At 63.2% G+C, this 416-nt stretch carries 1 protein-coding gene; it reads left to right on the plus strand.

Annotated features, from left to right (window positions below):
* On the plus strand, positions 1 to 416 hold a 416-nt coding region (locus P0D80_RS51295; RefSeq protein ID WP_408296657.1), incomplete at both ends, for a DUF5131 family protein.

The following is a 416-nucleotide window of genomic DNA, read 5'->3' on the forward strand; positions in this document are numbered from 1 at the left end:
CGTGTTTTCTGCGCTTCGCTTGCCGACGTGTTCGATAACGCCGTCGATCCTTCGTGGCGCGTCGACCTATTTCGCCTGATCCGCAGCACGCCGAATCTCGACTGGCTGTTGCTGATAAAGTGCATCGGCAATGCGCGCCAAATGATCGACGATGCCCGCGACGCGGATGCCCTTGGTCCGGTATGGCCGTGGGATAACGTCTGTCTGGGTGCGACGATCGTCAATCAGGAAGAGGCTGACCGCGACATTCCGAAGCTGCTCGAGGTGCCGGCGCGCGTGCGCTTCCTGTCGATGGAGCCGGTTCTTGGGCCGGTCGACCTTGAAAGCGTCGCATGGCCGTCAATACCCGGTCAACGCGCCGACGTGCTTCGCGGGCGGCTACTGGAACAAGGCGGGCGTGCTGGCGTGCGGCCAGC

Source organism: Paraburkholderia sp. RL17-373-BIF-A (genome assembly GCF_046030175.1).
Classification (GTDB): domain Bacteria; phylum Pseudomonadota; class Gammaproteobacteria; order Burkholderiales; family Burkholderiaceae; genus Paraburkholderia.